This is a genomic window from Arthrobacter gandavensis (genome assembly GCF_039528575.1).
Classification (GTDB): Bacteria; Actinomycetota; Actinomycetes; order Actinomycetales; family Micrococcaceae; genus Arthrobacter_B; species Arthrobacter_B citreus_B.
The window spans coordinates 247270-269838 of sequence record NZ_BAAALV010000001.1; the positions used below are offsets into that span (position 1 = coordinate 247270).

Annotated in this window: 22 protein-coding genes and 1 tRNA gene; 17 read left to right on the plus strand and 6 right to left on the minus strand. The window is 65.4% G+C overall.

Going from position 1 to position 22569, the window contains the following annotated elements:
• The first annotated feature begins 4 nt into the window (after positions 1 to 4).
• The gene (locus tag ABFX29_RS01155) at positions 5 to 1255 is read left to right on the plus strand and encodes a kynureninase (protein ID WP_152227958.1); all 1251 of its coding nucleotides are present in this window, start codon (positions 5 to 7) and stop codon (positions 1253 to 1255) included.
• Here ABFX29_RS01155 and ABFX29_RS01160 read toward each other — a convergent pair.
• From ABFX29_RS01160 to ABFX29_RS01175, 4 genes are all read right to left on the minus strand, one after another.
• The gene (locus ABFX29_RS01160) at positions 1239 to 1649 is read right to left on the minus strand and encodes a universal stress protein (protein ID WP_152227956.1); all 411 of its coding nucleotides are present in this window, start codon (positions 1647 to 1649) and stop codon (positions 1239 to 1241) included. The two genes, ABFX29_RS01155 and ABFX29_RS01160, sit on opposite strands and share 17 nt — an antisense overlap.
• Positions 1642 to 3120 (minus strand): APC family permease, encoded by a 1479-nt coding sequence (locus tag ABFX29_RS01165; protein WP_387012695.1) that lies wholly within the window; start codon positions 3118 to 3120, stop codon positions 1642 to 1644. Before ABFX29_RS01165 ends, ABFX29_RS01160 begins: the two co-directional genes overlap by 8 nt.
• Positions 3121 to 3226: 106 nt before the next feature.
• The gene (locus ABFX29_RS01170) at positions 3227 to 4525 is read right to left on the minus strand and encodes a hemolysin family protein (RefSeq protein ID WP_152227954.1); all 1299 of its coding nucleotides are present in this window, start codon (positions 4523 to 4525) and stop codon (positions 3227 to 3229) included.
• Between the two features lie 146 nt (positions 4526 to 4671).
• A tRNA-Leu gene (locus ABFX29_RS01175) sits at positions 4672 to 4755 on the minus strand.
• A 199-nt stretch (positions 4756 to 4954) separates the two neighbouring features.
• On the opposite strand from ABFX29_RS01175, the gene ABFX29_RS01180 reads away from it, so the two are divergent.
• Both ABFX29_RS01180 and ABFX29_RS01185 read left to right on the plus strand, forming a co-directional pair.
• Positions 4955 to 6256 (plus strand): M20/M25/M40 family metallo-hydrolase, encoded by a 1302-nt coding sequence (locus ABFX29_RS01180; protein WP_152227952.1) that lies wholly within the window; start codon positions 4955 to 4957, stop codon positions 6254 to 6256.
• A gap of 51 nt (positions 6257 to 6307) precedes the next feature.
• Complete coding sequence (locus tag ABFX29_RS01185) at positions 6308 to 7462, plus strand: acyl-CoA dehydrogenase family protein (RefSeq protein ID WP_152227950.1); 1155 nt, start codon at positions 6308 to 6310, stop codon at positions 7460 to 7462.
• Between the two features lie 17 nt (positions 7463 to 7479).
• Here ABFX29_RS01185 and ABFX29_RS01190 read toward each other — a convergent pair whose 3' ends face one another.
• Positions 7480 to 7713 carry a DUF5703 family protein gene (locus ABFX29_RS01190; protein ID WP_152227948.1) on the minus strand — a complete coding sequence of 78 codons (234 nt, stop codon included), beginning with the start codon at positions 7711 to 7713 and terminating at the stop codon, positions 7480 to 7482.
• Between the two features lie 41 nt (positions 7714 to 7754).
• Between ABFX29_RS01190 and ABFX29_RS01195 the strand changes: the two genes are divergently transcribed.
• The 3 genes from ABFX29_RS01195 to mshC all read left to right on the plus strand — a co-directional run bounded on the left by ABFX29_RS01195 (position 7755) and on the right by mshC (position 10332).
• Positions 7755 to 8102 (plus strand): hypothetical protein, encoded by a 348-nt coding sequence (locus ABFX29_RS01195; RefSeq protein ID WP_152227946.1) that lies wholly within the window; start codon positions 7755 to 7757, stop codon positions 8100 to 8102.
• 61 nt (positions 8103 to 8163) lie between these two features.
• Positions 8164 to 8988, plus strand: coding sequence for an undecaprenyl-diphosphate phosphatase (locus tag ABFX29_RS01200; protein WP_152227944.1), 825 nt, complete (start codon positions 8164 to 8166; stop codon positions 8986 to 8988).
• A gap of 57 nt (positions 8989 to 9045) precedes the next feature.
• Positions 9046 to 10332, plus strand: a complete 1287-nt coding sequence (mshC, locus tag ABFX29_RS01205) for a cysteine--1-D-myo-inosityl 2-amino-2-deoxy-alpha-D-glucopyranoside ligase (protein WP_152227942.1) — start codon at positions 9046 to 9048, stop codon at positions 10330 to 10332.
• Positions 10333 to 10375: 43 nt separating this feature from the next.
• Here mshC and ABFX29_RS01210 read toward each other — a convergent pair whose 3' ends face one another.
• Entirely contained in the window at positions 10376 to 11257 is an 882-nt protein-coding gene (locus tag ABFX29_RS01210; protein WP_246167468.1) for a PAC2 family protein, read from the minus strand.
• Positions 11258 to 11358: 101 nt separating this feature from the next.
• Between ABFX29_RS01210 and ABFX29_RS01215 the strand changes: the two genes are divergently transcribed.
• The 11 genes from ABFX29_RS01215 to ABFX29_RS01265 all read left to right on the plus strand — a co-directional run bounded on the left by ABFX29_RS01215 (position 11359) and on the right by ABFX29_RS01265 (position 22554).
• Positions 11359 to 12081: an HAD family hydrolase gene (locus ABFX29_RS01215; protein WP_152227940.1), complete on the plus strand. Its 723-nt coding sequence runs from the start codon at positions 11359 to 11361 to the stop codon at positions 12079 to 12081.
• Positions 12060 to 13235 carry a site-2 protease family protein gene (locus ABFX29_RS01220; RefSeq protein WP_152227937.1) on the plus strand — a complete coding sequence of 392 codons (1176 nt, stop codon included), beginning with the start codon at positions 12060 to 12062 and terminating at the stop codon, positions 13233 to 13235. Before ABFX29_RS01215 ends, ABFX29_RS01220 begins: the two co-directional genes overlap by 22 nt.
• 54 nt (positions 13236 to 13289) lie before the next feature.
• A complete protein-coding gene (locus tag ABFX29_RS01225; protein ID WP_152227935.1) occupies positions 13290 to 14351 on the plus strand; it encodes a tRNA (adenine-N1)-methyltransferase in 1062 nt (353 codons plus the stop codon).
• 159 nt (positions 14352 to 14510) lie between these two features.
• On the plus strand, positions 14511 to 16235 hold the full coding sequence (gene arc / locus ABFX29_RS01230; protein WP_152228397.1) for a proteasome ATPase: 1725 nt from the start codon (positions 14511 to 14513) through the stop codon (positions 16233 to 16235).
• Between the two features lie 14 nt (positions 16236 to 16249).
• On the plus strand, positions 16250 to 17842 hold the full coding sequence (dop, locus tag ABFX29_RS01235) for a depupylase/deamidase Dop (RefSeq protein WP_152227933.1): 1593 nt from the start codon (positions 16250 to 16252) through the stop codon (positions 17840 to 17842).
• A gap of 50 nt (positions 17843 to 17892) precedes the next feature.
• Positions 17893 to 18099 carry a ubiquitin-like protein Pup gene (locus ABFX29_RS01240; protein ID WP_152227931.1) on the plus strand — a complete coding sequence of 69 codons (207 nt, stop codon included), beginning with the start codon at positions 17893 to 17895 and terminating at the stop codon, positions 18097 to 18099.
• A gap of 3 nt (positions 18100 to 18102) precedes the next feature.
• Complete coding sequence (gene prcB / locus ABFX29_RS01245) at positions 18103 to 18927, plus strand: proteasome subunit beta (RefSeq protein WP_152227929.1); 825 nt, start codon at positions 18103 to 18105, stop codon at positions 18925 to 18927.
• Between the two features lie 3 nt (positions 18928 to 18930).
• Entirely contained in the window at positions 18931 to 19713 is a 783-nt protein-coding gene (prcA, locus tag ABFX29_RS01250) for a proteasome subunit alpha (RefSeq protein ID WP_152227928.1), read from the plus strand.
• Complete coding sequence (gene pafA, locus ABFX29_RS01255) at positions 19713 to 21074, plus strand: Pup--protein ligase (protein WP_152227927.1); 1362 nt, start codon at positions 19713 to 19715, stop codon at positions 21072 to 21074. The genes prcA and pafA overlap by 1 nt, the downstream gene beginning before the upstream one ends.
• A 153-nt stretch (positions 21075 to 21227) precedes the next feature.
• Positions 21228 to 22109 carry an FKBP-type peptidyl-prolyl cis-trans isomerase gene (locus ABFX29_RS01260; protein WP_152227926.1) on the plus strand — a complete coding sequence of 294 codons (882 nt, stop codon included), beginning with the start codon at positions 21228 to 21230 and terminating at the stop codon, positions 22107 to 22109.
• Between the two features lie 49 nt (positions 22110 to 22158).
• Positions 22159 to 22554: an FKBP-type peptidyl-prolyl cis-trans isomerase gene (locus ABFX29_RS01265; protein WP_152227925.1), complete on the plus strand. Its 396-nt coding sequence runs from the start codon at positions 22159 to 22161 to the stop codon at positions 22552 to 22554.
• Positions 22555 to 22569: the final 15 nt, after the last annotated feature.

Below are 22569 nucleotides of genomic sequence, written 5' to 3' on the forward strand. Positions count from 1 at the left end.
CGCCATGAGAACAACGTCACGCCTGTCCGAACGTGCCCGGGAACTGGACTCCGCCGATCCGCTCGGCGGCATGCGCACGAAATTCCTGGGCCATGACGATGCCGCCGTGCCTGCCTATCTGGACGGCAATTCGCTGGGCCGGCCGCTGGCCGCCACGCTGGAGACCCTGGGCGACTTTGTACGCAGCCAGTGGGGCGGCCGGCTGATCCGGGGTTGGGACGAGGGCTGGCTCGCACTGCCGCGGCACATCGGCGACCAGCTGGGCGAGCATGTGCTGGGCGCAGCACCTGGCCAGTGCGTCGTCGCCGATTCCACCACGGTCCTGCTCTACAAGCTTGCCCGTGCCGCAGTGACAGCAGTCTCCGACGGCGGGAAGCGGAACGAGATTGTCCTGGACCGGGACAATTTTCCCACCGACCGCTACGTCATGGAGGGCATCGCCGCGGAGTGCGGCCTCACCTTGCGCTGGGTTGATGCCGAGTACGACGGCGGTGTCCGCCCCGAAGCGGTAGCCGCCGCCGTCGGCCCGCAGACCGCGCTCGTGGTGCTGAGCCACGTTGCCTACCGTTCCGGTTTCGTGGCGGACGTCCCGGCAATCACGGAACTGGTCCACAGCGCCGGCGGGCGGGTCCTGTGGGATCTCTGCCACTCCGCAGGTTCCGTGCCCGCCGAACTTGACGCCTGGAAGGTGGATTACGCCGCCGGCTGCAGCTACAAGTACCTGAACGGCGGCCCGGGCGCTCCGGCGTGGGCCTACGTTGCCGCACGGCACCAGGCAAATTTCGAGCAGCCAATCCGGGGCTGGCTGGGGGCGGGGGATCCCTTCGGCATGGGCCGGGACTACGTTCCGGCTGCCGGCATCCAGCGGGTGGTTTCCGGAACGCCGCCCATCCTGGGGATGCTGGCCATGCAGGACATGATTACCCTTATCTCCGAGGCCGGCATGGACGCAGTTCGGGAGAAGTCGATGCAGCTGACGTCTTTCGCCGTCGAGGCATTCGATGAAGTCCTTGCCCCGCTGGGCGCCGTACTCGCGTCGCCCCGCGACCCGCTGCAGCGCGGCAGCCACATCACCATCGACCATCCTGGGTCCAGGGACGTCACCGCCCGGCTGTGGGAGCAGGGCGTGATTCCCGATTACCGCAATCCGAACGGCATTCGGCTGGGCCTCTCCCCGCTTTCCACGTCCTTTGCGGAAACCTGGGCCGGGATCGAGGCGGTCGCTGCCGGTCTGGGTGCTACTGTCCGGCCTTGACGCAGAGAACCGGGCAGGGCGCTTCGAGCAGCACGCGCTGGGCCGTGCTGCCCAGGATGAGCTTTCCCACCGGGGTGCGGTGGCGCAGGCCCACCACGATCAGCCTGCCGTCGTTCACCGCGGCCGCGGCGAGGATCTCATCCGCCGGATCATAGTCGCCCTCCGGGTGGATGAGCATAAAGTCCGAGCCCGCGGCTTCGAGCTCTGCGGCAATACTGTCCAGCTCGTCGGAGGCGTCTTCACCATGGCTGTGTCCATGGCCCAGTCCGCGGCCGGTTGTGCGGACGTTGACGATCACCAGCCTGTCCTTGAACAGGGCTGCCTCGCGGCGGGCATGGCTCAGGGCAGCGGCGCCCTCCGGCGCAGGGACGTAGCCGACAATCACGCTAGCCATGGAGTTCCTCCGGATCTGTGAAGCGGGTGCGCTTGGCCTTGACTCCGCGGTTCCAGAGCCAGGTGAAGAACCAGAGCACCACGCCAATAGCCAGCAGGATACCGGCGATTGAATATTCGATGGGGTCCTGGGCCCACGGACCAACCAGGAAAGCACAGCTCAGCGCGCCGATCCAGGGCATGATGCCGGGGGAGCGGAAGGTTTTCCTCTCGGCGCCGCCGTCCGGGACGCTTTCACCTTCCACCGGGTCCGGCGGGGACTTTCGCAGCACCAGGCAGGCGATGTTTACCACGGTGAAGACACACAGCAGCAACAGTGCCGTGGTGCCGCCCAGGGCTGAAACGGTATCAGCGCCCATGGCGTTGGTAACCAGGATGATCACGCCGATTGCAATAAGCGTGGTGAACACGATCGAGGCCCACGGCGTCCGGCGCCCGGGCAGGACAAGCGCAAGGGGACGCGGCAGGACCTCCTGCTTGGACATGCCGTAGAGAAGGCGGCTCGCCATCAGCATGTTGATCAGCGCGGTGTTCGCGACCGCGAAGATCGACAGGAACGGATAGAAGACGTCGATGGGGAAGTCAGGGGCACCCGCCTGCACCACCTCGAGCAGCGGGGTCTGGCTCTCAGACAGCTGGCCCACGGGGACAACCGCCACGGCTGCCACGGAGACCAGCAGGTAGATGAACACCGTGATGCCCAGGCCCGTGAGCATCACTTTGGGGAAAATGCGTGCCGGATCCCGCGTTTCCTCCGCCATGTTGACGCTGTCTTCGAATCCGACCATGGAGAAGAAGGCTAGGGAAGTGGCCGCCGTCAGGGCCAGGAAGATGGACTTGCCGCTTTCGGTTTCAAAGACCACTGTGCGGGAAAAGTCGACGTTGCCCTGTCCCATGGCCCAAAAGCCGATTCCAATGACAATCAGCAGGCCGGTCAGCTCAACGATTGTCAGGAAGACGTTGAACTTGATGCTTTCGCCTACCCCGCGCAGGTTGATCAGCGCCAGGAGGACCATAAACCCGACGGCGATGGCCGTGACGCCGAATTGGCCCCAGCCGAGTCCGAAACCGACCAGGAAGTTCTCCGCCAGGAACTTGGCCGCAGTGGAGGCCGAGGTGATGCCGGAGCACAGAACCGCGAAGGTAACCAGGAAGGTCACGAAGTGTACGCCGAAGGCTTTGTGCGTATAGAGCGCTGCACCGGCTGCCTGCGGGTATTTGGTGACGAGTTCTAGGTAGGACAGAGCGGTGATGGTGGCTACCGCGAAGGCGATGAGGATGGGCGCCCAGGCGGCTCCGCCAATCTCTCCGGCAATCCGCCCCGTCAGTGCATAGACGCCGGTGCCAAGGATGTCACCGACTATGAACAGCAGCAGGAGCTTGGTGCCCATCACGCGTTTGAGCTGCGGCCCGCTGCCGGACTGCGGCACGCCGCTGGTAGCCGTTTCCTCGCCTCCGCCGGGTGCACTCATGCCCGGTATTCTGCGCGTGTCCGCTGCCGCCCTGCAATGCGCCGGGCGCATTTCCCCTCCCTGCGGCCGGAATCGCCGTGGATCCCGGCGCGGAACCGTTGGAAACCTAGCCCGGTACGGCGTCGGGAATTACCCGAACCGAACGAATGCGGTGGTGTTCAACGTCCAGTACCCGGAGCCTGCCGCCGGGAGCCGCCACGGTATCCGACGGCGCCGCCATCCGGCCCAGGCGGTCGAGGATGTAGCCTGCCACGGTCTCGTACTGTCCTTCCGGCAGCTGGATCCCGGTGAGCCGGTTGAATTCCTGCAGGATCAGTCCGCCGTCGACAACCAGTTCACCCTCCATGGCCAGGAGCTGGTCCTCCGGGTCTTTCCCGGTGTCATATTCGTCGTAGATTTCCCCGACCAGTTCCTCCACCAGGTCCTCAAGGGTGACGATGCCGTCGGTACCGCCGTATTCGTCAGCGACGACGGCAATGTGGCTGTTCTCCCTGCGCATCCGGGACAGCGTGGGCAGCACCGTGGCCGTACCGGGGAGGAAGAGGATGGGCCGCAGGATCCCGCTGAGCCGGGTCTGCTCAGCGGTCCCGGGATCCTGGCCAAGCAGGTCCCTGACGTGGACGAACCCCAGGACATCGTCCGGGGAGTCCGCGATCACGGGGTAGCGCGAGTATGGCAGCCTGTGGACGGCTTCCCGCGCCTCGGCCACAGTCAAGCCTGCGTGCAGGAACTGGACCTGGGGCCGGGGCCGCATCACTTCCTGCAGCAGCCGCTGTCCGGCGCCAAAGACGTCAGCCAGGATGCTGCGGCTCTCATCTGCCAGTACCGGGCTGGCCTTTACCATCTCCAGGAGCTCCTGCTGGGAGATGGGCACATTCTTGAGGTTCGGGTCACCGCCCAGGGCACGCACCACGCCGTTGGTCGAGACGGAAAGCAGCTTGATGACCGGACGCATCACCGTGGCAAACACCGACAGGGGAGGCGCCAGCGCACGGACAAACCCCTCTGCGTTCTGCATGGCAAGGCGTTTGGGCACCAGCTCGGAGAACACGAGTGACAGATAAGCCACCACCAGGGTCATGGCAATGAAGGCCGTGGTCCGGGCAGCCGCGGCGTTCAGTCCCCAGCTTTCCAGCACGGGGGAGACAGCCGGCGCCAGGGCAGACGCGCCGTATGCCGCAGAGAAGAACCCGGAGAGGGTAACGCCGATCTGGATGGCGGAGAGGAACAGGTTGGGGTTGCGAGCCAGGGCGGCAATTTTCGCGCCCCTCCGTCCGGATCCTTCCAGACGGAGGATCTGTCCCTCGCGTAGCGACACCAAAGCCATTTCCGCCCCGGCAAACAACCCGCCCAGGAGCACAAAGAACAGGACCAGGATCACGTTTAGGAAGCCGCTGCCGTCCATAGAGCGAGGGTACCAAGCCGGTTCCCGTGCCACAGCGTCTGCCTGGCCCGCAGAGTGTGATGAGGTACACACCGGGGTGTTCCGGGCAAAACAAAACACCCCGGTCCAGGGACCGGGGTGTTCGTTGATGAGAGGATCATCAGTTGTGCGCGGAGGGGGACTTGAACCCCCACCCTCAATAAGAGGACTAGCACCTCAAGCTAGCGCGTCTGCCATTCCGCCACCCGCGCTTAGGTGTCTTCCGAAGAGCGTTTTTTATTCCGTTTCTTCGTTTGCAACGGGAAAAACTCTAACACGGTTTCTGCGAGAACAACGAATCGGGGATTCCGGTGCCCACTGTTACGGGACATGGACCGGAACAAACCTCCGCCGAAACAGCCACGGGTGGCTAGGCTGGGCCGTAAAGCTGCCCAGCAAGGAGAGAGCCCCATGAGCATCCGTGCCGAAGACGAAGTCGCCCGCATCTGCCGGGACCTGATCCGCATCGACACCTCCAACTACGGCGACGGGTCCGGACCGGGGGAGCGGGAGGCGGCGGAGTATGTTGCCGCCCTCATCGAAGAGGCAGGCCTCGAGGCTGATGTTTTCGAATCCGCCCCCGGCCGTGCCTCGGTGGTCACGCGAATGGCGGGCACGGACTCTTCCCTGCCTGCCCTGGTGGTCCACGGGCACCTGGACGTAGTACCCGCCCAGAAGCAGGACTGGAGTGTGGACCCGTTCAGCGGCGAGGAACTGGACGGGCTGATCTGGGGCCGCGGCGCCGTGGACATGAAGGACATGGACGCCATGATCCTGGCGGTCATGAGGGAGATGGCCCGCACCGGCACCCGTCCCCGCCGGGACATCATCTTTGCGTTCTTCGCCGATGAAGAAGCAGGCGGCACTTACGGAGCCGGGTGGGCCGTGGAGAACCGGCCTGAACTGTTCGAGGGTGCCCGCGAAGCCATCTCCGAGGTGGGCGGGTTCTCCGCCACCATCGGCGGACGCCGGACCTACCTCCTGCAGACAGCGGAAAAGGGCATCTCCTGGCTGCGCCTCAAGGCCCACGGCAGGGCCGGCCATGGCTCGCAGATCAACACGGACAACGCGGTTACCCGCTTGGCCGGCGCCGTCTCGCGCATCGGATCCTACGAATGGCCCATCGAACTCACGGACACGACCCGTGCGTTCCTGGACGGGGTTACGGAGCTCACCGGCGTCGAGTTCGACCCGGAGAACCCGGAGAAGCTTCTGGCCGAACTGGGAACGGTGGCACGCTTTGTCGGCGCTACCCTGCAGAACACCGCGAATCCAACCCTCCTGGAGGCCGGGTACAAGCACAACGTCATCCCCGGCACGGCCGAAGCCTTCATCGACGCCCGTACCCTGCCCGGCCAGGAAGAACAGCTGCTGGAAATAGTGAAGTCGCTGGCTGGAGAAGGCATCGATGTCAGCTACGAACACAAGGACGTGTCGCTTGAGGTTCCGTTCACCGGAAATCTCGTCGACTCGATGGTGGCTGCCCTCCAGGCTGAGGACCCCGGCGCACCGGTGCTCCCGTACACCCTCTCCGGCGGCACTGACAACAAGTCGCTGTCCCGCCTGGGGATCACAGGCTACGGCTTCGCACCACTGCGGCTGCCCGAAGACCTTGACTTCACGGGCATGTTCCACGGAGTGGACGAGCGCGTTCCGGTGGAGTCCCTGAAGTTCGGGACACGCGTCCTGGGCCGCCTGCTGCGCGGCTACTAAGGCCGGGCAAGGTCCCCGCCCCCCGCCAACGGTTATTGAAAGGAAGCTGTTTTGAGGTCCCCCGAAGAAGTCCTGACTCCTGAACTCCTGGAAACGCTGCGCGGCCGCGCAGCCGGCTACGACCAGGACAACGCGTTCTTTGCCCAGGACCTGGAAGACCTGCGCAGCGCAGGCTACCTGGCGCTGTTCACCCCCGTGGAGCAGGGCGGGTCCGGGCTGGACATCCCGGCGGTCGTGAACTGCCAGCGCAGGCTGGCCTCAGCGGCCCCGGCCACCGCCCTGGCAGTAAACATGCACCTGGTCTGGTGCGGCGTCGCCCATCTGCTCGCCCGCGGCGGGGATGACTCGCTCTCCTTCGTGCTCGAAGAAGCAGCTCAAGGTGAGCTGTTCGCGTTCGGCATTTCAGAACCCGGCAACTCAGCTGTCCTCTTTGATTCAAAGACCGATGCGGTGCCGCAGGACGGCGGAAGCTATGCGTTTACCGGGCGCAAGATCTTCACCAGCCTCTCCCCGGCATGGACCCGGCTGGGCGTCTTCGGCAAGGACAGTTCCAATCCGGAGCAGCCGGAGCTCGTTTTCGGCTTTGCGGACCGCAGTACAGCCGGCATCACCACGCTGGACGACTGGAACACCATGGGCATGCGCGCCTCGCAGTCCCAAACCACCCTGCTTGAGGAAGCCGTGGTTCCGGCCGCGCGGATAGTGCGGCACACTCCAGTCGGACCCCACTCGGATGCCTTCGTGTTTGGCATTTTCAGCCTTTTCGAGACACTGCTCTCCGCGGTCTACACGGGACTCGCGGAGCGCGCACTGGAGCTGGCGGCCGCGGCCGCCCGGAAGCGGAGTGTCCAGGGGGAGCCGGCGTCCCAGGACCCGCACACCCGCTGGCGGGTGGCCGACGCAGCGATCCGCCTGGACGGGGTGCGCCTGCAGCTCGACGCCGTCGCCCGGGACCTGGAATCGGGTTCCGACCACGGTGCCTTCTGGTTCCCGCGGCTTTCCGGCCTCAAGCTGCGCACCACCGACACCGCCCGCGGGATCGTGGAGACAGCCATGCAGGTGACCGGGGGAGCAGGCTACTTCAGGGGCAATGAGATTGAGCGGCTCTACCGCGATGTCCTGGCCGGAATGTTCCATCCCTCCAGCGAAGACTCGGCTCATGACTCAATGGCCAAAGCCGTGCTGGGTCCGGTCGGCGAACCGTAGCCCCGCGGCCCGCGCAGCTAAGCGGTACGCGTTACCCGCATGATCTTGCGCCGCAGCCAGTAACGGTGTGTGCCTCCGCGGTAGATGCGGGTCCGCTGCAGCTCCCACTTGCCATATTCGGCGTGGTCGGTGATGAGCCTGCGGGCATCGGGGAGGGACTCACGGGGTCCTACGGAGAGGACCAGGTACTCATAGTCCTTGGCGGGAGCGGTCTTGAACGAGACGTCCGGTCTCAGAATTTGTTCTCGCATTTCCATCCCATTTTGCCTCCTTTGCGGCTAACGTCTAGTCCATGACCGTAGATCCGCGCGTTGCACTCCAGTCCCTGGTCGCTGCCTTCGAAGAGCACCTCGCTGCTGCCGCCGCACGCCGCGGAGAAAAAGATCCCGCCGTAGAGGACGCGTACCTGGCCATCGCCGATGCGTTCGAAGTCTACGAGGAGGTTCTTTACGACGCCTACGGCGAAGTGACACCACTGGAAATCTACGACGACGAAGAGGAAATCGACGAGGACCTGCTCGACGAAGACGAGGAGCTCCTGCGCAGGCCGGACTTCGGAGTGGACAGCGATTCGTACGAATCCGGCGCGGATGACACGGAAGGCAGCCAGCCCCGCCCGCAGACGCGCAGCGACCGCTAGCAGGCTGTGCCGGCGGCCACGCCTGGCATAAGGGCAGCGCCGTGTGCCCTAGAGTCGTAGGGTGAACTGGTTCGAAGCGATTTTTCTGGGCTTTCTTCAAGGCCTGACAGAGTTCCTGCCCATTTCCTCCAGCGCCCACCTGCGCATTGCCGGAGAACTGCTTCCGGGAGCCCAGGATCCCGGCGCCGCCTTTACGGCCATTACCCAGCTGGGAACCGAGACCGCCGTCGCTGTCTACTTCTGGAAAGACATCGTCCGGATCGTGAAGGCCTGGTTCGGGTCCCTGGCAGGACGTGTTCCCCGTTCCGACCCCGATGCCCGGATGGGCTGGCTCATCATCGCGGGAACCTTGCCGATCGTCATACTGGGCCTGCTCTTCCAGGACCAGATCGAGTCCACCTTCCGCAGCCTCTGGATCGTGGCGACCATGCTCATTGTCTTTGGCGTCATCCTGGCCGTGGCAGACGCCGTCGGCAAACAGCAGCGGACACTGGACCAGCTCACCTACAAGCACGGCATCCTCTATGGATTCGCCCAGTCCCTGGCCCTGATCCCGGGCGTCTCCCGGTCCGGCGGAACCATCACAGCCGGCCTGCTCATGGGATATACCCGTGAAGCCGCGGCCCGGTATGCCTTCCTCCTCGCGATCCCGGCAGTGTTCGGCAGCGGCCTGTACCAGCTCGCCAAATCCTGGGGCGAGACCGGGCCCTATGGAGGAGCCGAAACTGCCCTGGCCACCGTTGTGGCCTTCGTCGTCGGATTCATCATTATCGGCTGGTTCCTCCGGTACGTCTCCACCCGCGGCTACACGCTCTTTGTCTGGTACCGCATTGGACTCGGCGTCGCCATTTACATCGCACTCGCCTTCGGCGTGCTGCAGCCCTGATCCGGTTGCCCAGCTGCCGGAAATGAACGAAGCCTGCCAAGTAAGTAGAGTGAATACGTGATCGCCTGGAAATCCCGCCCCCTTCCCGAACTGCCCGGACAATCCCCGGAACTGGTCCTCTTCGACACAGCACTGCGCCGTACCGTACCCGTTGTCCCGGGCCCCGAAGCGGGGCTCTACGTCTGCGGAATCACCCCCTACGACGCAACCCACATGGGTCATGCGGCAACGTACGTTGCCTTCGACCTGCTGAACCGCCAGTGGCGGGACGCGGGGCACACCGTGAACTACGTGCAGAATGTGACCGACATCGACGACCCGCTGCTGGAACGGGCGGACGCCACCGGGGTCGACTGGACCGTGCTGGCCAAGGAGCAGACGCAGCTCTTCCGGGAAGACATGGAAGCGCTGAACGTGCTGGCTCCGCGCAGCTATATCGGCGCCGTTGAATCGATCGAGTGGATCGTGCCGGTGGTCGAAGACCTCCTGGAGCGGGGAATCGCCTACCGCGTGCCCGGTACCGGCCAGGAGCCCGACGGCGATGTGTACTTCTCCGTCGACGCCGCCGCTGCCATGGGCCGGGAGGGCACTGATGCCTGGTGGCTGGGCCAGGTTTCCAACCTGACTCCCGAACAGATGATGCCTGTTTTCGCCGAGCGCGGCGGAGACCCGGAACGGGCCGGGAAGCGCAATCCGCTGGACGCCCTGCTGTGGCGGGTGGCCCGGACGGGCGAACCGCACTGGTCCGGCGGCTCCCTTGGTGACGGACGCCCCGGCTGGCACATTGAATGTTCAGTTATCGCCCGCCGGTTCCTGCCCGCACCGTTCACGGTGCAGGCCGGCGGATCCGACCTCGTCTTCCCGCATCACGAAATGAGCGCCGGACATGCCTGGGCCTGCTCGGGCGAACCGCTGGCTGCGCACTACGCCCACGCGGGCATGGTGGGGCTGGACGGGGAAAAGATGAGCAAGTCCCTGGGCAACCTGGTCCTGGTGTCGAAACTGCGCGCCGAGGGCGTGGAACCGGCAGCAATCCGGATCACCCTGGCCGGGCACCACTACCGTTCGGACTGGTTCTGGACAGCCGAGGACCTGGCCCGCTCCGAGGAACGGCTTAGCCGTTACCGCCGGGCGCTGGCCCTGACGGACACCGAATCGGCCGAGGAACTGCTCAAGCAGTTCCGGCTCTGCCTGGCTGATGACCTGAATGCCCCGGCAGCACTGGCCGCTGCGGACGAATGGGCCGCGCGCCTGCTCAAGGCGGAGGGGGCCGCGCCTGCCGGATCCGGAGCCGATCTGGCCGCGGCGGCCTTCGACGCCCTGCTGGGCATCACCCTGCGCTAGTTCGGTGCAGGCCGGCTGGCCGGCCTGCACGCGGCTGCCGGGGTTAGTCCCGGCGGCGGCGCTTCAGGTAGCGCTCGAACTCCCTGGCAATCGATTCGCCGGTCGCTTCGGGCAGCTCGGCCGTGTCCTTCGCTTCTTCGAGCTGGCGGACGTAGGCGGCTATCTCCGGATCCTCGGTGGCGAGTTCATCCACTCCGCGCTCCCAGGCTTCGGCTTCCTCGGTGAGCACCGAAGTGTCCACGGGAACCTGCAGGAGCTCTTCGATGCGGTGCAGCAGTGCCAGCTGCGCTTTGGGCGACGGCGGCTGGCCTACGTAGTGCGGTACGGCAGCCCACAGTGAAAGCGTGGGAATGTCGGCCAGGGCAGCCACTTCGGCCAGGACCCCCACAATGCCGATGGGGCCTTCGTACTCTGAGGGTTCCACGTCGAGATGGGCGCGCAGGTCCTCTTCTTCGCAGGTTGCGGTGACGGGAATGGGCCGGGTGTGCGGTACGTCCGCCAGGAGGGCACCGGCCAGCACGAGGCAGTCCACGTCGAGTTCCTTGGCCAGGCCGATCAGCTCCGCGGTGTAGGCGCGCCACTTGTAGGAGGGTTCGACTCCGGTCACCAGGATGAGGTCGAGGTTGGATCCAGGCACTTCCGCGCGCGAAATCCGCGTGGTGGGCCACTTGATCCGCCGCTGGCCGGACGTGGTCCGCTCGATGGCAGGCCGCGTGAACTGGAAATCGTAGTACTCGTCGGCATCAATGCCGGCGATCTTCTCGCTGTCCCAGTAAAGCGACAGGAAGTTCAGGGCATCGGAGGCCGCTTCACCGGCGTCGTTCCAGCCCTCGAAGGCAGCAAGCATCACGGTCACCCGTTCGCCGGTTCCCCCGGCGAAGAAATCCTGAAGGCCGGCTGCCGGGCCGTTTTCGGTATTACTCACGATTTCACCTTATGCCCCCGGCTGCGCACTGTCAGTCCCGCGCGCCGCCGAAGCCCGGGCGCTGCGCGAGGATCCGGCGCCCCTCCACGTAGACTGGCGTTATGCCCCTGCCTGGAACTCCCGTCCTCCCTGACGGACCCGCACCTGCGCTGCAGGCCGTGTTCTGGGACCTGGACGGAACGATCGTGGACACTGAGCCGTACTGGATCCAGGCAGAAAAGTACCTGGTACGCGAACACGGCGGAACCTGGACAGACGAGGACGCCGTCGAGCTTGTGGGCCAGGCGCTTCCGTATTCCGCACGGCGCCTCCAGCAGGCCGGGGTCAGCCTCTCCGTGGATGAAGTCATCTCCGCTCTGACCGAAAAGGTGGCCGCGAACATTAGCCGGCAGGTCCCGTGGCGCCCCGGCGCACGCGAACTCCTGGAAGAGCTGGCAACCGCCGGAATTCCCTGCGCCATGGTCACGATGTCCACCGGGCCGCTGGCACGGCTCGTCGCCGGACAACTCCCGGAAGGCACCTTCCGGCTGCTCGTGACGGGGGAGATGGTCGAACGCGGAAAACCGCACCCTGACCCCTACCAACTGGCCTTCGAGCAGCTTGCCGCTGCGGTCCCCGGCCTGTCCAAAACCCGCTGTGCAGCGCTCGAAGACTCCTATCCGGGGTACACCTCCGCCCATGCCGCCGGGCTGTGTGCCGTAGCAGTCCCGCACATCACCGCACTCCCGGCAGACCCGCGGCGTATCCAGTGGGACACCCTGGCCGGCCGAACAGTACGGGACCTTGAAGGCCTGGTCTCGGCATGGGAAGGAGCTGCACGTTGACTCAGGAACCGACGCGCACGCAGCGCAGCGAGGGCATTCCCCTGGGAAAGATAGGCGGAGTCCCGGTAACCCTTGCCTGGTCCTGGTTCATCATTGCCGCGGTTATCGTTTTTCTTTTTGGCCCGCGCGTGGCCGGAACGGTCCCCGGGCTGGGCACCGCCGCAGCCTACGGCGTCGCGCTGGGGTATGCGCTGCTGCTGCTTTTCTCGGTCCTGGTGCATGAACTTGCCCACGCGCTGACAGCCAAGGCCTGGAACTGGCCCACACCGCGGATCGTCCTGACTTTGTGGGGCGGGCACACCCAGTTCGGTGACGTGCGTGCTACGCCCGGGAAGTCGCTGGTCGTGGCCCTGGCCGGACCGGCTGCCAATTTCCTGCTGGCTTTGGCCGGACTCGGCCTGCTGGTGTTCCTGGACCCTGGCACGGTCGCCGGGCTCCTGACCGAGATCTTTGTGTGGGCGAACTTCCTGGTCGCCGTCTTCAACGTCCTCCCGGGCCTTCCCCTGGACGGCGGAAGGATCGTGGAAACGATTGTCTGGAAGGCCACCGGGAGCCAGGACCGCGGGACACTCGCAGCCGGCTGGGCAGGGCGCATCATTGCCGCGGCACTGGCAGCCGCAATCATCCTGCCGCCGTTCCTGCAGGGCAGGACTCCCGACTTCGGCCTGCTGCTTATCACGGCCCTGGTATCAGGATTCCTGTGGATGGGGGCAGGCGCTTCCATCAGCAATGCACGGATGCGCATGCGGCTGCCGTCCGTCTCGGCTGCCTCGCTCATGGAACCAGCGCTCCAGCTCCCTGCCGGAACACCCGTCACCGGAGTCCGGCAGGCGGCGGAAGCAGCCGGGCCGGGCACGGCCCTGGTCCTCACCGCCCCCACCGGGCAGCCTGAGGCCGTAGTGGACCCCGGAGCGCTCTTCGCGGTACCGGAACACCTCGCCGCCCAGACGCCTGCCAGCGCCGTCGCCCGCGCCCTTGCTCCCGGCGCCTATATTCCCGACGCCGCCAGTGGACAGGAACTCATTGCGTACCTGTCCAAGCTTGAGGGCAGCGAGTACGCAGTCATCAACCGCGAAGGCGCTGTAGTGGGGCTCCTGCGCCAGGACACCGTCGTAGCCGCGATCACCGGCAGAACCCAGAACCGCCGTCCCTGACGGCTTAGCCAGACAATCCAGACAAGCCCGTTAGATACAAAAGGACAGCCACTCATGAACAACCCGGGTACCCCCGAATCCACCGCTGCGCACGGCGCGGACATGCGCCGCGGACCGCTGCGGCCCGGTGAACGCGTCCAGCTCACCGATGAAAAAGGACGCCGGAACACCATCACCCTCACCGAGGGCGGTGCGTTCCACACCCACCGCGGCTACCTTCCGCACGAGGCGGTAATCGGCGTCCCCGAAGGAACAATCGTCACCAACACCACCGGACACCAGTACCAGGTACTTCGCCCGCTGCTCTCCGACTTCGTCCTTTCCATGCCGCGCGGCGCCGCCGTCGTGTATCCGAAGGATGCCGGCCAGATTGTGACGATGGCCGATATCTACCCCGGTGCGCGCGTGGTGGAGGCCGGCGTTGGCTCAGGCGCACTGAGCATCTCGCTGCTCCGCGCCGTGGGCGACAACGGCTCACTGCATTCCTACGAGCGCCGCGAGGAATTCGCGGACATTGCCCGCGGCAACGTTGAAACATTCTTCGGCGGCCCCCACCCGGCGTGGGACATCACCCTGGGCGACTTCCAGGACGAGGTAGTCCGGAACCAGGAGCCTGGCAGCGTGGACCGGGTAGTTCTGGACATGCTGGCGCCTTGGGAATGCACCGACGCGGTAGCCACCGTGCTGGCACCGGGCGGCGTCTGGATTTCCTACGTCGCAACTGTCACCCAGCTCTCCCGCACCGCCGAGGCCATTCGGGCCGACGGCCGCTTCACCGAGCCGGAGGGATGGGAGTCCATGGTCCGCGGCTGGCACCTCGAAGGCCTTGCCGTCCGCCCGGACCACCGCATGGTGGCCCACACCGGCTTCCTGCTCTCCGCCCGCCGTCTGGCCGAAGGCGCTACCGGCCTGGTAGCCAAGCGCCGCGCCTCCAAGACGGACTTCAGCCAGGAGGACCTCAACGCCTGGACGCCGGCGGCCGTGGGAGAGCGCGAAGTCTCTGACAAGAAGCTGCGCCGGGCAGCCAAGGACGCCAGTTCCACCATCCAGCGCGGCGCGCTGGCCAAGGCCGAACGCTTCCAGGAGGAGCACGGCAGCGGCGACCCCCGAGCCTAGGCCTTCGGGACGGACCGGCCCCTTATCCGGGCCGCGGCGAAACACAAGACGCCGCGCCCGGTGTATTGCGTGCGTCACTGCGTTATCGTCAAACGAAGGGACCAAAGCGATGAAGGCGGTCGGAAAATGGTTGATGCGGAAAACACCAGCGGGGCCCCAATGGGCGGCGGAATGGACAGCGGATACGGTACTGACGGCACTGAATCGCGGCAGCTCAACGTTCTTCGGGACAAGCTGCGGAACCTGGACCGCCAGCTCGCAGCGCTGACCCACAACAATGCCCGTCTCGTGGCCATGCTGGAGACGGCCAGGGCGGAGATCGTCCGGCTGAAGGATGCCCTGGAGAAAGAGGGGGCCACGCCGTTCAGTTTCGGGACGGTGCTTGCCGTCAATCCGCGGACGGACGCCGCTCCGGGGGTGACCACCACGGCCACCGTGCAGGAAAGCGTGGACATCATCCAGTCCGGACGCAAACTGCGCGTAGCCGTGAGCCCCCTGCTGGACCTGGGCCAGCTAGTTCCGGGCCAGGAAGTGCTGCTCAACGAATCCCTGACGGTCGTGGCAGGACTCGGATTCGAGAAAGCAGGGGAGCTTTTCACGGTCCAGGAACTGCTGGAGGGCGACCGGGCCCTGGTAGTTGGACGGGCCGACGACGAGCGGGTGGTCCGGCTCAACGGGCCACTGGTCAAGGAGAAGGTACGCGTGGGGGACGCCCTCACTGTGGATACCCGAATCGGCTACGCACTGGAGAAGATCCCGCGCAGCGAAGTGGAGAACCTGGTCCTGGAAGAGGTTCCGGATATTTCCTATTCGGACATCGGCGGCCTCGGTCCGCAGATCGAGCAGATCCGCGACGCAGTGGAGCTGCCGTTTATGCATCCGGACCTGTACCGGGAGCACGGGCTCAAGGCACCAAAGGGAATCCTCCTTTACGGCCCTCCGGGCTGCGGCAAGACCCTGATCGCCAAGGCCGTGGCCCATTCGCTGGCTGCCCGCGTGATGGAGCAGACCGGCACGCCCGGGACACGCAGCTACTTCCTGAACATCAAGGGTCCGGAGCTGCTGGACAAGTATGTGGGGGAGACAGAACGGCACATCCGCCTCATCTTCTCCCGGGCCCGCGAGAAGGCGTCGGACGGAAGCCCCGTCGTCGTCTTCTTCGACGAGATGGACTCGCTGTTCCGCACCCGCGGCACCGGCGTCTCCTCCGACGTCGAAACCACGATTGTTCCGCAGCTGCTCAGCGAGATCGACGGGGTGGAGAAACTCGAGAACGTCATTGTCATCGGCGCCTCCAACCGGGAAGACATGATCGACCCGGCCATCCTCCGCCCGGGACGGCTGGACGTGAAGATCAAGATCATGCGGCCCGACGCCGAGGGTGCCGGGGAAATCTTCGCCAAGTACCTCACCCCGGACCTGCCGCTGCACCGCGACGACCTCGCTGAGCACGGCTACGACCCGGTAGCCACCGTCAAGGAAATGATTCGCCGGACGGTGGAAAAGATGTACGCCGAGGACAAGTCCAATGAGTACCTGGAAGTCACCTATGCCAACGGCGATACGGAGATGCTCTACTTCAAGGACTTCAATTCCGGGGCAGTTATCCAGAACGTCGTTGACCGGGCAAAGAAGTACGCGATCAAGGACTTCCTGATGCTGCACCAGCGGGGCCTGCGCATCGAGCACCTGATGCGCGCCGTCGTCGATGAGTTCCGTGAGCATGAAGACATGCCGAACACCACCAATCCGGACGACTGGGCGCGCATCTCCGGCAAGAAGGGCGAACGGATCACCTATATCCGCACGATCATCCAGGGCAAGGCGGGGCAGGAACCGGGCCGGACCATCGAGACTGCGGCCAACCCGGGGCAGTATCTGTGACGGTCCGCAGGGTAATGGGCACGGAGACTGAGTACGGCGTACTCGCTCCGGCCCTGCCGAACGCGAACGCCACCGTGCTTTCCAGCCAGGTAGTCAACGCCTACGCTGCCAGTGTCCGTGCCGGACTGGGCAACCTTTCCGGCACGCGCTGGGACTACACGGATGAAGCACCCCTGAACGACGCCCGCGGGTACACCGTGCCGCGTACGGCGGCGGACCCCACCCAGCTGACGGACGCGCCTCCGGTGCTGGACGCCGAGCAGATCGCCATGGAGGGCGGGGGACCCTCTGCCCTGTACGGGGAGCAGGAAGACAACTCAGTGCTGATGAACATGGTGCTGGGTAACGGTGCACGGCTGTACGTTGACCATGCCCACCCGGAGTATTCCTCGCCGGAAACCACCAATCCGCATGACGCGGTGCTGTGGGACAAGGCGGGTGACGCCGTGGTGCTTACGGCGATGCGGCATATCGCCAAGACGCCGGGTTTCGCGCCTGTCCACCTGTACAAGAACAACACCGACAACAAGGGTGTCTCCTACGGCGCTCACGAGAACTACCTTGTTCCGCGCAGTGTGCCGTTTACGCGGCTGGTAGCGGGACTGCTGCCGTTCTTTGCCTCCCGGCAGGTGATCTGCGGTTCCGGGCGCGTGGGAATCGGTACCAGCAACCAGCGGCAGGGTTACCAGCTGAGCCAGCGGGCCGACTTCTTCGAAACCGAAGTGGGTTTGGAAACCACTATCCGGCGGCCGATCATCAACACCCGGGACGAACCGCATGCCGTTGCGGAAAAGTACCGGCGCCTTCACGTGATTATCGGCGATGCAAACCTCAGCGAGGTTTCGGCGCTGCTGAAGATGGGAACGACGTCGGCCGTGCTCTCCATGATCGAGGACGCCGCAGCTCCGCAGATCGAGCTCCGGGATCCGGTGGCTGCCCTGCAGGCCATCAGCCACGATCCAACCCTCACCGTGCTGGTGGAGCTGAAGGACGGCAGGAGCGTCACCGGACTGGACCTCCAAGAGATGTACCTCGAAGCCGCGGCTGCCCATGCGCGCAGGGAAGGCGGGGCCGACGCCGCCACGGAGGACATCCTGAACCGGTGGACATCGGTCGTGGGGACCCTCAAGAGGGATCCTCTGTCCGCGTCCGCGCAGGTGGACTGGGTTGCGAAACTACGGCTGCTGCAGGCGTACCGGGACCGCGACGGGCTGGCCTGGAACGATGCCAGGCTGAACCTGATCGACCTGCAGTATTCGGACATGCGCCCGGAAAAGGGCCTCTATTACCGGCTGGCGGCCCGCGGGCAGATGGAGCGGATCCTGACCGACCAGCAGATAGCGGCCGCCGTGGCAGAGCCGCCGGAAGACACCCGGGCGTATTTCCGCGGGCGGTGCATCACCCGTTTCCCGGCGGAGGTGATCGGGGCCAGCTGGGACTCGATTATCTTCGAGCTCCCGTCCCGGCGCAGGCTGCAGCGCATCCCCACCCGGGAGCCGCTCCGGGGAACCAGGGAACTCACGGGAGAGCTGTTTGATGTTTCCGCAGATGCGGAGGATTTTGTGACCCGTCTCCTGACCGGTCCGGAACCTACCGTGGCACCATAGGACCTAGGACACATTCCGCAGCACGGCGTCAGCCGGAAAGGGCAGGCATCATGGCAACCCAGGACCGCAGGAATACCGGAGCACGTCCGCAGGAAGTGGAGGAGACCGAAGAGACTTCTCCCCCCGCAGCAGAGCCGGCAGACCAGGCTTCAGCCCAGACCGAAGGTGTTGACGACCTGCTGGATGAGATTGACGGCGTGCTCGAGAACAACGCCGAAGAGTTCGTCCGCGGGTTCATCCAGAAGGGCGGTCAGTAGCGGATGGTGCCAACGGATCCTGCACACACGGTGGCCGCAGAGGCGGGGTCATCCTTCAGCGAACACCTTAGCCGCCACCACCCGGAGCTGCTCCCTTCGGCCCGCAGGCTCGGAACAGCCCCAGCAGGATCGGCATCGGCAGCAGCACCCCAGGCCACCACCATCGTCTCCCTGACGTACGCCGGCGGCGTACTCATGGCGGGGGACCGGCGGGCAACCATGGGGAACATGATCGCCAGCCGGCATATCCGCAAGGTTTTCCCGGCGGACAGCTACTCCGTGCTGGGCATCGCGGGAACCGCCGGCCTGGCCCTGGACATGATCCGCCTCTTCCAGGTGGAGCTGGAGCATTACGAGAAGATCGAGGGCACTCCGATGAGCCTGGATGGCAAGTCCAACCGGCTCGCGGCTATGGTCCGCCAGAACCTCCCGCTGGCCCTGCAGGGCCTGGCGGTCATTCCCCTCTTCGCCGGCTTCGACACCGAACGGCACACCGGCCGCATGTTCTCCTACGACGTGACCGGCGGCCGGTACGAGGAATATGAGCACCACAGCGTGGGCTCCGGTTCCGTCTTCGCGCGGGGAGCCCTCAAGAAGCTCTGGCGCCCCGGACTGGACCAGGACGAAGCGGTGCGGATCGCCGTCGAGTCGCTCTATGACGCCGCCGACGACGACTCCGCCACGGGCGGGCCGGACCTGGTCCGGCAGCTGTGGCCCGTGGTCTACGTGGTCAACTCCGCAGGAATGCGCGAGATCCCGGAACGGGAACTCAGCCAGCTCGCCCAGGACCTGGTTGCCCGCCGTTCAGTTGCCGGACGGGAGGCCTAGGAGATGACACAGCAGTTCTACGTCTCACCCGAACAGCTGATGAAGGACCGGGCCGATTTCGCTCGCAAGGGAATCGCCCGCGGCCGTTCGGTAGTGGTGCTGACCTGCCGCGACGGGATCGCGTTTGTGGCCGAGAACCCCTCACCGTCGCTGCACAAGCTCGGTGAAATTTACGACCGCATCGGTTTCGCAGCCGTGGGCAAGTACAACGAGTTCGAGAGCCTGCGCCAGGCCGGCGTGCGCTACGCGGACGTCCGCGGCTACTCCTATGCGCGGGAGGACGTCTCGGCCCGGGGACTGGCCAGCGTCTACGCCCAGAGCCTGGGCTCCGTTTTCACCGCCGAGGGCAAGCCCTTCGAAGTGGAGCTGGCCGTCGCCGAGGTGGGCAGGGAACCATACGCAGACCACCTCTACCGGCTGACCTACGACGGCTCAATCGCCGACGAAAGCAACTACGTCGTCATGGGCGGCCAGGCGGAAATAGTCAACGACTCGCTGGCGCGCACCTGGTCCCCGGACACCACGTTCAACGAAGCGATCCAGGTGGCGGTGCGCGCCCTTGCCGCCACCCGCCGGCCGCCGGAAGTCGCTGCGGGCCAGGCAGGGCAGACCGTCGATGCGGCGGCACAGGACCCGGCGCAGGGAACGGAAGTGCTCGGTGCCGGTCTGCTGGAGGTCGCGGTCCTTGACCGTGATCCGCTTTCGACCCGGGGAACCGTCAGGGCGTTCCGCAGGATAGGAACCGTTGAGCTGGACCGCTTGCTTTCCAGCGCGGAGGGAGACTGATGGAACGCAGGATCTTCGGTGTCGAAACCGAATTCGGGATTGCCTACTCCGGACCGGATTCAAGGCCGCTTTCCCCGGAGGAGGTTGCCCGGTACCTGTTCCGGAAAGTGGTGAGCTGGGGGCGTTCCTCGAACGTCTTCCTCACCAACGGGTCCCGGCTCTACCTGGACGTTGGTTCGCATCCGGAGTACGCGACCGCAGAGTGCGACGACCTGGCGCAGCTGATAGCCCATGACCGTGCGGGGGAGCTGATCCTGGACGACCTGGTGGACGAGGCCGAGGAACGCCTCGCGGCGGAGGGGTTTAACGGCAGCGTCTACCTGTTCAAAAACAACACCGACTCCGCAGGCAACTCCTACGGCAGCCACGAGAATTATCTGATTCCGCGGCGGCTGGAGTTCTCCCGGCTGGCAGACATCCTGATCCCCTTCCTGGTCACCCGCCAGCTGCTGGTCGGCGCCGGCAAAGTGCTGCGGACCCAGTCAGGTTCCCTGTACGCGTTCTCCCAGCGGGCTGACCACATCTGGGAAGGCGTTTCATCTGCCACCACGCGTTCGCGGCCCATCATCAACACCCGGGACGAACCGCATGCCGACGCCGAGCACTACCGGCGCCTGCACGTGATCGCCGGGGATTCGAACATGTCCGAGACCACCTCAATGCTCAAGGTCGGTTCGGTGGACCTCATGCTGCGGATGATTGAGGCGGGGGTCATCATGCGCGACCTGCGCCTGGAGAATCCGATCCGCAGTATCCGCGAGATCTCCCATGATCTCACCGGCTCGGCACCGCTGAAGCTGGCCAACGGTTCCACGATGACGGCGCTGGAACTGCAGCACATCTACCTGGACCGGGTGCAGGACTTCGTGCAGGACAACGGCCCCCACAACCGCCACGTGCCGCGCGTGCTGGATTTGTGGGAAAGGACGCTCCACGCCGTGGAGTCCGGGGACACCTCGGGGATCGACACGGAAATCGACTGGGCCATCAAGAAGAAACTGGTGGACCGGTACGCGGAGCGGGGCGGACTGGACATGGGATCACCCCGCCTGGCCCAGATCGACCTCACGTACCACGACATTTCCCGCCGCCGGGGGCTCTTCTACCTCCTGCAGGCACGCGGCGAAACAGCCCGCGTCGTTGACGACAGCGCCGTCAAGGAAGCCGTTGACGTGCCGCCGCAGAGCACCCGCGCCAAGCTGCGCGGAGACTTCGTGCGCCGTGCCAAGGCTGCCAACCGCGACTTCACGGTGGACTGGGTCCACCTGAAGCTCAACGACCGGGCCCAGCAGACGGTCCTGTGCAAGGACCCGTTTGCTGCAGTGGACGAGAGGGTCGAAGCGCTGCTGTCCACGCTCTGAGCCGGCTTCACGGACGCAAGGCCTCCGGACCGGATCTAGGCTCCTTTCAGGTGGAGGCGTTAGGGTTGGTGTTGCTGCCCGGAGAGGGTGCGGGCACCTCCGTGCTCCCACGCTGCCGGCAGAAGACATTTGTCCGCCACTGAAAGAAGTACTGTGCGCAAAGTACTAGCCCTGCTCCTGCCCGCCCTCCTGCTGCTCACTGCATGCTCCGGAGACGGCAGCAGCGAACCGCTCTCCTCCGTCAAGGTCAGTTCCAACGGTGACGGTGCCGTCCCCACGGTGGAGTTTGATACCCCGCTCTCAGCCGAAGAACCGACGCTGGTGCGGGTGAACGACGGCGACGGCGAGGAACTGGTTGACGGCCAGACCGCTTCCGTGCGGCTGGTAGTCATGGATCCCGAAAGCGGCGAAGCGGGCCAGGAAACCTACACCGCGGAAACCGCCGAAGACATTGCCGTGGATGAGACCCTCAAGCAGGGCAATGAGCAGATGTACAGCGCCCTCGTCGGCGCTCCCGTCGGCTCGGACTTCGCCTACTACGTTCCCGGCAACGAAGAGGCAGGCACTGCCACGCAGTTCATCGTCTTCACGCTTACCGGCGCACGCGACATTCCGACGCGTGCCTGGGGCACCGACGTCGAACCGGTCGAAGGCCAGCCCACTGTGACCCTGGATGACGACGGCAAGCCCACGATCACCGTCCCGGAGGGAGAAGCGCCCACCGAGCTGATCGCCCAGGAGCTCAAGAAGGGCGACGGCAAGGTAGTGGAGGCTGACGACACGGTCACCGTGCAGTACCACGGCGTCAAGTGGTCCGACGGCTCCGTCTTCGACTCCAGCTGGGAACGGGGTGCGCCCACTTCCTTCGGCCTGAACCAGGTTATTTCCGCGTGGACCGACGGCCTGGCCGGCAAGACGGTAGGATCCCAGGTCCTGATCGTGGCTCCGCCTGCCACCGCCTACGGATCGGCTGAGGGCAACGAACTCCAGAACGAAACCCTGGTCTTCGTCGTAGACATCCTCGAGGCCAAGTAACCGGACAATCCGGATAGGATTGCTGGCAGTCCCAAAACGAAGGAGTTCCATGTCATTCGGAAAGCGTGAATACGACCGCCAGAAGCCGGAGATCGATTTCCCGGAGCACGATGCTCCGACGGATCTCGTCATCGAAGACATCATTGTCGGTGACGGCGCCGAGGCAAAGGCCGGAGATACCGTCTCCACCCATTACGTGGGCGTGGCTTTTTCCACCGGTGAAGAGTTTGATGCGTCCTGGAACCGCGGCGCCCCGCTCGACTTCACGGTCGGCATCGGCCAGGTTATCCAGGGCTGGGACCAGGGCCTGCTTGGCATGAAGGTCGGCGGACGCCGCCGGCTGGAAATCCCTTCCCACATGGCCTACGGCGACCGGGGAGCCGGCTCGGCAATTGCACCGGGTGAGTCCCTCATCTTCGTCGTGGACCTGCTCGGGGTCCGCTAGCTGCGGATCCGCTGC

What these genes read in the sequence shown, in the direction of transcription:
- ABFX29_RS01240 (WP_152227931.1), top strand. Translation starts at nt 17,893, where the DNA reads ATGGCAACCCAGGACCGCAGGAATACCGGAGCACGTCCGCAGGAAGTG.
- ABFX29_RS01160 (WP_152227956.1), bottom strand. Translation starts at nt 1,649, where the DNA reads ATGGCTAGCGTGATTGTCGGCTACGTCCCTGCGCCGGAGGGCGCCGCT.
- arc (WP_152228397.1), top strand. Translation starts at nt 14,511, where the DNA reads ATGGGCGGCGGAATGGACAGCGGATACGGTACTGACGGCACTGAATCG.
- prcB (WP_152227929.1), top strand. Translation starts at nt 18,103, where the DNA reads ATGGTGCCAACGGATCCTGCACACACGGTGGCCGCAGAGGCGGGGTCA.
- ABFX29_RS01190 (WP_152227948.1), bottom strand. Translation starts at nt 7,713, where the DNA reads ATGCGAGAACAAATTCTGAGACCGGACGTCTCGTTCAAGACCGCTCCC.
- pafA (WP_152227927.1), top strand. Translation starts at nt 19,713, where the DNA reads ATGGAACGCAGGATCTTCGGTGTCGAAACCGAATTCGGGATTGCCTAC.
- ABFX29_RS01220 (WP_152227937.1), top strand. Translation starts at nt 12,060, where the DNA reads ATGGGAAGGAGCTGCACGTTGACTCAGGAACCGACGCGCACGCAGCGC.
- ABFX29_RS01155 (WP_152227958.1), top strand. Translation starts at nt 5, where the DNA reads ATGAGAACAACGTCACGCCTGTCCGAACGTGCCCGGGAACTGGACTCC.
- ABFX29_RS01215 (WP_152227940.1), top strand. Translation starts at nt 11,359, where the DNA reads ATGCCCCTGCCTGGAACTCCCGTCCTCCCTGACGGACCCGCACCTGCG.
- prcA (WP_152227928.1), top strand. Translation starts at nt 18,931, where the DNA reads ATGACACAGCAGTTCTACGTCTCACCCGAACAGCTGATGAAGGACCGG.
- ABFX29_RS01180 (WP_152227952.1), top strand. Translation starts at nt 4,955, where the DNA reads ATGAGCATCCGTGCCGAAGACGAAGTCGCCCGCATCTGCCGGGACCTG.
- dop (WP_152227933.1), top strand. Translation starts at nt 16,250, where the DNA reads ATGGGCACGGAGACTGAGTACGGCGTACTCGCTCCGGCCCTGCCGAAC.
- ABFX29_RS01195 (WP_152227946.1), top strand. Translation starts at nt 7,755, where the DNA reads ATGACCGTAGATCCGCGCGTTGCACTCCAGTCCCTGGTCGCTGCCTTC.
- ABFX29_RS01170 (WP_152227954.1), bottom strand. Translation starts at nt 4,525, where the DNA reads ATGGACGGCAGCGGCTTCCTAAACGTGATCCTGGTCCTGTTCTTTGTG.
- ABFX29_RS01225 (WP_152227935.1), top strand. Translation starts at nt 13,290, where the DNA reads ATGAACAACCCGGGTACCCCCGAATCCACCGCTGCGCACGGCGCGGAC.
- ABFX29_RS01265 (WP_152227925.1), top strand. Translation starts at nt 22,159, where the DNA reads ATGTCATTCGGAAAGCGTGAATACGACCGCCAGAAGCCGGAGATCGAT.
- ABFX29_RS01165 (WP_387012695.1), bottom strand. Translation starts at nt 3,120, where the DNA reads ATGAGTGCACCCGGCGGAGGCGAGGAAACGGCTACCAGCGGCGTGCCG.